Raw genomic sequence first — 983 nt, 5'->3', positions numbered from 1 at the left:
GAAGGTGACGCCGTCGACGGTGCTCGGCTACAGCGATCAGGCGCTATCCGGCATCAGCGGCGACGACACGCCGCTGGCGCTGGTCTCACGCCGCTACGATGTCGGCGAGCAGCGCGCACGGTCGTTGCTGGCCGGCGCCGGCGTGGTCATCGAGATGCAGGAGAAAAAGATCGGCGTGCTGTCCGGCGGCCAGAAGGCACGGCTGATGATGCTGGCGCTGAGGCTCGCCAATCCCAACCTCTATCTGCTGGACGAGCCGACCAACCACCTTGACATCGACGGCCAGGAAGCGCTGGAAGCGGAACTGCTGGCGCATCAGGCCAGCTGCGTGCTCGCCTCGCACGACCGCTCCTTCATCCGCGCCATCGGCAACCGCTTCTGGCTGATCGACAAACGAAAGCTGACCGAAGTCGAGGCCCCCGAGGAGTTCTTCCGCTCAGTGGCCGAAACGGCAGGATGAGGCCAACGGAGGTCGACTGGCATGTAAATTATTTGCTTACAGACATTGTTTTTTGTAAGCAATCTGTTTACACATATCGATGATCAAGTCCTTCAAGAACAAGGCGCTGTCGGACCTGAACCGGAAAGACCGGCAAGATCGACGCCAAGATGCACAAGCGCATTCTTGTCCGGCTTGACCGCCTGGAAGCTTCGGAGAAGCCGGAGGAGATGAACCTCCCCGGCTTCGATTTCCACCCGCTGAAAGGCTTCGATCCCATCCGCTACACGGTCCATGTCAACGGCCCGTGGTGCATCACATTCGAGTTCGACGGCAAGGACGCCGCCCGCGTCGATTTCGAGCAATATCACTGAGGCGGCCAGACTGGAGAAGTTCGACTTATGACCGTGCACGAGCCGACGCGTCCTATTGAGCGTTGTCCCTCCCACCCGGGAGCGCTGCTTAAGGACCTTATCCCGGCAACTGGAAAGACCAAGGTGGAAATTGCAAATCTGCTCGGGATCTCCCGGCAACAGCTCTATGA

Annotated in this window: 1 protein-coding gene and 2 pseudogenes; all 3 read left to right on the top strand. The window is 59.8% G+C overall.

Annotated features, from left to right (window positions below; translation table 11 throughout):
* A partial coding sequence (locus EN750_RS36285; RefSeq protein WP_145968281.1) for an ATP-binding cassette domain-containing protein occupies positions 1–460 on the top strand: 460 nt, incomplete at its 5' end.
* Positions 461–539: 79 nt separating this feature from the next.
* Positions 540–813 (top strand): annotated as a pseudogene (locus EN750_RS36280) (type II toxin-antitoxin system RelE/ParE family toxin).
* Positions 814–840: 27 nt separating this feature from the next.
* Positions 841–983 (top strand): annotated as a pseudogene (locus EN750_RS41275) (addiction module antidote protein, HigA family); the annotation flags it as partial.

This window comes from Mesorhizobium sp. M7A.F.Ca.ET.027.03.2.1 (genome assembly GCF_003999175.1).
Taxonomy (GTDB): domain Bacteria; phylum Pseudomonadota; class Alphaproteobacteria; order Rhizobiales; family Rhizobiaceae; genus Mesorhizobium.
Note: the sequence above shows the minus strand (reverse complement) of the source record. Positions and strands in the feature narration are given on the sequence as shown.